General features: G+C 40.3%; 4 protein-coding genes. 2 read left to right on the forward strand and 2 right to left on the reverse strand.

Going from position 1 to position 6,000, the window contains the following annotated elements; genetic code table 11:
• Positions 1-21 precede the first annotated feature (21 nt).
• Together prpB and L641_RS0108680 are read right to left on the reverse strand one after the other, a co-directional pair.
• Positions 22-900 carry a methylisocitrate lyase gene (prpB, locus tag L641_RS0108675; RefSeq protein ID WP_013464731.1) on the reverse strand — a complete coding sequence of 293 codons (879 nt, stop codon included), beginning with the start codon at positions 898-900 and terminating at the stop codon, positions 22-24.
• Between the two features lie 119 nt (positions 901-1,019).
• Entirely contained in the window at positions 1,020-1,733 is a 714-nt protein-coding gene (locus L641_RS0108680; protein WP_024601689.1) for a GntR family transcriptional regulator, read from the reverse strand.
• 265 nt (positions 1,734-1,998) lie between these two features.
• Between L641_RS0108680 and rsmF the strand changes: the two genes are divergently transcribed.
• Together rsmF and L641_RS0108695 are read left to right on the forward strand one after the other, a co-directional pair.
• Positions 1,999-3,438, forward strand: coding sequence for a 16S rRNA (cytosine(1407)-C(5))-methyltransferase RsmF (gene rsmF, locus L641_RS0108685; RefSeq protein ID WP_024601690.1), 1,440 nt, complete (start codon positions 1,999-2,001; stop codon positions 3,436-3,438).
• Between the two features lie 977 nt (positions 3,439-4,415).
• A protein-coding gene (locus L641_RS0108695) for an IS3 family transposase (RefSeq protein ID WP_139016074.1) occupies positions 4,416-5,962 on the forward strand; the annotation gives its coding sequence in 2 pieces (ribosomal slippage) (positions 4,416-4,896 and positions 4,896-5,962; 1,548 coding nt in all).
• Positions 5,963-6,000 lie beyond the last annotated feature (38 nt).

The following is a 6,000-nucleotide window of genomic DNA, read 5'->3' on the forward strand; positions in this document are numbered from 1 at the left end:
TGTCTCCTGTTGAAATTTTTATTATTTGTCAGATTTTGCTGAAAAAAGGTTATCTAGCGTGTTTTCGTACGAGTGATAATCTAAAAAGTCGTAAAGCTCTGCACGCGTTTGCATGTTTTCAATTTGGCTTTGTTGAGAACCTTCATTCAAAATAGCCGAATACACATTGAGTGCGGCTTTGTTCATTGCTCTAAACGCACTAAGTGGGTAAAGCACCATTTCTACGCCCACATCGCTTAGTTGCTCTTTGGTGTAAATTGGGGTTTGGCCAAACTCAGTAATATTGGCCAAAATAGGCACATTAATCGCTTTGGTAAATGCTTGGTAATCAGCAAGATCATGAACCGCTTCTGCAAAAATCGCATCGGCACCGGCTTCAACACAAGCTGCTGCACGGTCTATCGCCGCATTTAAGCCTTCTTTTTGAAACGCATCGGTACGCGCCATAATGTAAAAATCGCTATCGGTTTTAGCATCAACCGCCGCTTTAATTCGGTCTACCATTTCAGCTTGGGTAACTATTTCTTTATTAGGGCGATGGCCACAACGCTTTTGCGCCACTTGGTCTTCAATATGAAAGCCTGCTGCCCCCGCTTTAGTCATTTCTTTAACGGTACGGGCAATATTAAACGCCCCACCCCAACCTGTATCGGCATCCACTAACAAAGGTAAATCGCTAGCACCGGTAATACGGCGAATATCTTCAAGCACGTTATCAAGGCTGGTCATCCCTAAATCTGGCATACCAAATGAGGCATTAGCCACACCTGCACCCGATAAATAAATAGCCTGATGGCCCATTTTTTCAGCCATCATCGCGGTGTACGCGTTAATAGTACCTACCACTTGTAACGGGTGGTTATTTGCAATTGCCTGTTTAAATTTTAATCCTGCTGACATTACCTTCTCCTAACTTTGAACGGGGCTGCTCTTTGGCAACTTAGTATTTTTTAAAAATGTGACATCTGTATTAGGGTCTATTGACCTTTCAGGGTTTAATCCGCAAAGATCAACAGAATCTAGTTAGCCATTTCATTTTGAGTGGCTTGTACTGATTGATATCTATCAAATTTTGTTTGTATATTTGCTTGTGATGCACTGATATGGCGCTTCATTAGCATTTCGGCCAACTCTCCATCATGATTTTCTATGGCGTTAATAATGGCTAAATGTTCGTCAAACGCTTTAGATACCCGCGGACCTACCATACCCATTTGTACACGGTACATTCTTATTAATTGGTACAGGTCGTGGCATAACAAATGAATTAAGTGCGCGTTTTTACTGCCTTTGATTATTCTGTAATGAAAATCTAAGTCGCCTGCTTCTTGATAGTACGACTCACCTTCTTTAACACGCTGAGTTTGCAAATGCTGATTAAGTAATTGTTTCAAGCCTTGTACTTCATCTGGTTCCATATTGTCGGCAGCTAACCTACATGCAAGTCCCTCAAGGGCACTGCGCACTTGGTAAACCTCAATTAAACGCTCTGCGGTTAATGCCACAACGCGACAACCTATATTGGCTTTGCGCTCAACTAAATAACAACTTTCTAAACGGTTTAATGCCTCTCTAAGCGTTGCACGGCTTACGCCGTAACGCTTTGCAAGCTCCGGCTCAGATATTTTACTGCCTTGTGCAATGCTGCCCTCTACAATTTCGCGGCGCATATCTACAAACACTTTATCGGAAGCGGTTGTGATAGATGTTTCATTTAACAAGTGCTGTGTCATAAAGTATTTTTTATATTGTCGACAATTTATGGTCTAACTATGTGCTTATTATTTATACCTGTCAACCCTAAAACCACTTAAACCGAATGAAAAACCACCACATTGTCGACATTATTAGCCTAAAGTATAATAAAAATTTGTATTTAAGCTATTTAACCCAACAAGATGTCGACATCCTATAAGGGTTACTATTTCGCTTTTAACACTGAAAAAAATCGTTAAAAATGCTATTATCCTGCTTTATTTTGACTGTATGAGCTAAATCGTGGACGCAAACACTTACATCCCTGAGCCATTTATTAACGACGTAAAAACCTATTTACCCAAGCACCTAAACTTAGATGACTTTTTAAGTGCGTGTCGTCGTCCACTGCGTAAATCTGTTCGCGTTAATACATTAAAAATGAGTGTTGAAGAGTTTAAGCAACAAGCGGCTAAAAAAAACTGGCAACTTACCGCTATTCCTTGGTGCGATGAAGGTTTTTGGTTAGAGCGCCCAAATGATGAAGAGCAAAACCTAGCGCTGGGTAATACCGACTTACACTTAAGCGGGGCTATGTACGTGCAAGAGGCAAGCTCAATGTTGCCGCCAATGGCACTAAAGCAAAGCCTTAAAACCAGTAACACAGTGCTCGATATGGCCTCGGCACCGGGCTCTAAAACCTCACAACTGGCTGCACTAATGAACAATCAAGGTGTTTTGGTTGCAAATGAGCTGTCGTCATCACGTTTAAAAGTACTCAGTGCCACGCTAAAGCGTATGGGTGTAGGTAACTGTGCGCTATCGCATTTTGATGGTGTGGTATTTGGCAATTACATGTTTGAGTGCTTCGACAGCATTTTACTTGATGCGCCCTGCTCTGGCGAAGGCACGGTACGTAAAGATAGCGACGCATTAAAAAATTGGTCTATCGAGTCAAATATTACCATTGCCCAAGTGCAAAAAGATCTGATTAAAAGTGCGTTTTATGCACTTAAACCAGGTGGGACATTAGTGTATTCAACCTGTACGTTAACCCCACTCGAAAACCAGCAAGTATGTAGCGCATTATTAGATGAGTTTGGCGAATATATAAGCCCTGAGTCATTAAGCGACTTATTCCCAGGGGCTGATAAAGCCACCACCACAGAGGGCTACTTACATGTTTGGCCGCAAACGTTCGACAGCGAAGGTTTTTTTATTGCCAAATTTAAAAAGCACAGCAGCTGCGAAAACCAAACATTAAAAGTTAAAAAAGGCGCGTTCCCCTTTAGTGACTTTGATAGTAAACAAAGTGCTGCGTTTATGAGCTTCCTTAAAAAGCAATTTGGTTTAACGAGTCTGCCAGGTACGTTAAAACAACGCGACAAAGAGCTTTGGCTGTTTCCTGATGAATTTGAAGCGATACAAAACAAAATTAAATATGCGCGATTAGGTATTCAGGTAGGCGTTATTCATAAAAATGGCGTACGCCTAACGCACGAATTTGCCACCGTATTTGGTAAGCAGTGTAAAAGTAATGTACTGGCATTAACCAATGAACAGGCTAACGATTACTTTAATGGTAAAGATATACGCCTAGAAGAGGTAACCAAAGCCAGCGGTGAGGTGATCCTAACTTTATGTGGTTGCCCTATTGGTTTAGGGAAATGGCAAAAAAATAAAGTTAAAAACTCTTTACCAAGAGATTTAGTACAAAATACGCAGTTAATAAACTGGGCGTAAACTCTAATAAAGATGTGCATAACAAATGTAACTTACTGTAATTACGACAGTATAAAAAACGAACAAAAATGTGTATTTTTAGCACTTTTGACTATACTTAAATAACTTTCTTCTTCTCCCTAAGAATCTGAAAGTGTCTTTAGTTAGCGCAGGGCTCAAATACGAGCCCCTCTATAACCCAGAGTTCTTATAGCTCTGGGTCTTTTTTTGTCTAGGCGAAAGTTAACGGGCTGCGAGAGTCAGGTTACGAGCTTAATCACTCACCCGGCCCTATTATTACAATAAGAACTTAGTGATTTATTTACCACAGAGGGCACAGAGCACACAGAGAAAGTGATTAAAGACAAAGGTTAAAGAACTGTTGTTAGTTATTAGATTTCCAAAATTGAAGCTTTTTCTCAGTGCAGCGCGAAGCGCCTCGGTGTTCTCTGTGGTTCAAAAATAAAGGTTTTAGGAGAAAGTTAACTGGTTGCAGGGATCGGACAACCGGACCTGGGCATTACAATAAGCTCTTAAAAATTTATTTACCACAGAGGATAGGAGCACACAGAGAAAGTGATTAAAGACAGAGATTAAAGAACTGTTGTTAGTTATTAGATTTTCAAAATTGAAGCTTTTTCTCTGTGCAGCGCGAAGCGCCTCGATGCTCTCTGTGGTTAAAGTTCAGAGTAAACGAGCTGCAGGGGTCGGTTTACTAGCTTAATCTCGCAACCCGCCGCGAGCTTTACAATAAGCTCTTAAAAATTTATTTACCACAGAGGATAGGAGAACACAGAGAAAGTAATTAAAGAAAAAGATTAAAGAACTGTTGTTAGTTATTAGATTTCCAAAATTGAAGCTTTTTCTCAGTGCAGCGCGAAGCGCCTCGGTGTTCTCTGTGGTTCAAAAATAAAGGTTTTAGGAGAAAGTTAACTGGTTGCGGGGATCCCCCTGTGTCAGGATAGTTGTCGCCTCTAACTTTTAATAGAGGCAATAAAATGAGACGTCGATTTACACAAGAATTTAAAGTTCAAGCTGTTGAAAAAGCATTATCTCAATGTGATGATGTTCGCCTAGAAGATATTGCGTTTGATTTAGGCATCGGTTATTCAACCTTGCAACGATGGATTACGCTTGCTAAAAAACATGAACTTGAAACTAAAAATAATGGTAGTCACATGACAACAGAAAAACGCCCTCATGACTGGAGCTTAGAAGAAAGGCTTAATGCCATTATTGAATGTGCGAGTTTAGATGAAGCAGCTCTTAATGAATATTGCCGTGCTAAGGGGCTTTACCCGCATCATATTAAACAGTGGAAGCAAGATTTAGTAACACCACCTTCAAATAAAACAGTAAAGTCAGACAGTAAACAGCTTAAGCAAGAAATAAAGCAACTGCAAAAAGAACTGAATCGCAAAGATAAGGCCTTAGCTGAAACTGCCGCTCTACTTGTACTCAAAAAAAAAGCGGATGCGCTTTGGGGTTTCAACGAGGACGATTAACCAGCTCAACTGAACGTCATGAACTGATAAAGCTCATTACCGACGCGCAGAAATCAGGGGCAAGGCAAGCAAAAGCATGTGAGTTACTTGGTCTAACGGCAAGAACAATTCAACGCTGGATTGAAGCTGATGATATGACAGATAAGCGAACGAGTACGATAAAGCGACCACCTAACAGGCTAACTGAATTAGAGCAACAGCGTATTATTAAGACAGTAAATTCAATAGAATACGGACATTTACCACCCAGCAAGATAGTCCCTAAACTATTAGATAAAGGTGTGTGGATAGCATCAGAAAGCTCGTTTTATCGTGTTATGAAATCACATAAATTATTAACACACAGAGAAAAAGTTAAACCAAATAAAAAGATAAAAAAACCAAAAGCGCTCAAGGCAACACGTGTAAACGAAATTTATACATGGGATATCACATATTTGCCAACAGCGGTTAAAGGTCAGTTTTTATACTTATATTTAGTGATGGATATTTATAGTCGAAAAATAGTTGGTTGGCAGGTTCATGACACACAGCTAAGCACACTGGCGGCTGATTTAATGGTAGATATTTGCAGGCGAGAGCAGGTAAAGCCAGATCAAGTCACGTTGCACTCGGATAATGGCAGTCCAATGAAAGGGGCAACGTTATTGGCAACATTGCAGGAGTTAGGTATTGTGCCTTCATTTAGCCGACCGTCAGTGAGTAATGATAATCCTTATTCTGAATCGCTATTTAAGACGTTAAAGTATCGCCCAGAATACCCTGAAAAAGCCTTTGAAAGCATCGGTAGTGCAAGGAAGTGGGTTAACGGATTTGTTGATTGGTACAACGATGAGCACTTGCACAGCGGTATTAAATTTGTCACGCCAAACCAGCGTCATTTAGGATTAGATAAAGCGATACTAGCGAACCGTCACCGAGTAAATGAAATAGCGAAATTGCAGAATCCAATTCGTTGGTCAGGAAAATCTAGAGATTGGACAATGACCAATGAAGTAAATTTAAATCCAGAGAAAAAAGAAGCAATGCGGGCGGCATAAAATTTAATTTGATGCGACAACTAACTTGAAAAACTCCG

The organism is Pseudoalteromonas sp. TB41, from assembly GCF_000497975.1.
Lineage (GTDB): Bacteria > Pseudomonadota > Gammaproteobacteria > Enterobacterales > Alteromonadaceae > Pseudoalteromonas > Pseudoalteromonas tetraodonis.

Bases quoted from the DNA above. Each gene is read 5' to 3' on its own strand.
- L641_RS0108680 (WP_024601689.1), bottom strand. From the start codon at position 1,733: ATGACACAGCACTTGTTAAATGAAACATCTATCACAACCGCTTCCGAT.
- prpB (WP_013464731.1), bottom strand. From the start codon at position 900: ATGTCAGCAGGATTAAAATTTAAACAGGCAATTGCAAATAACCACCCG.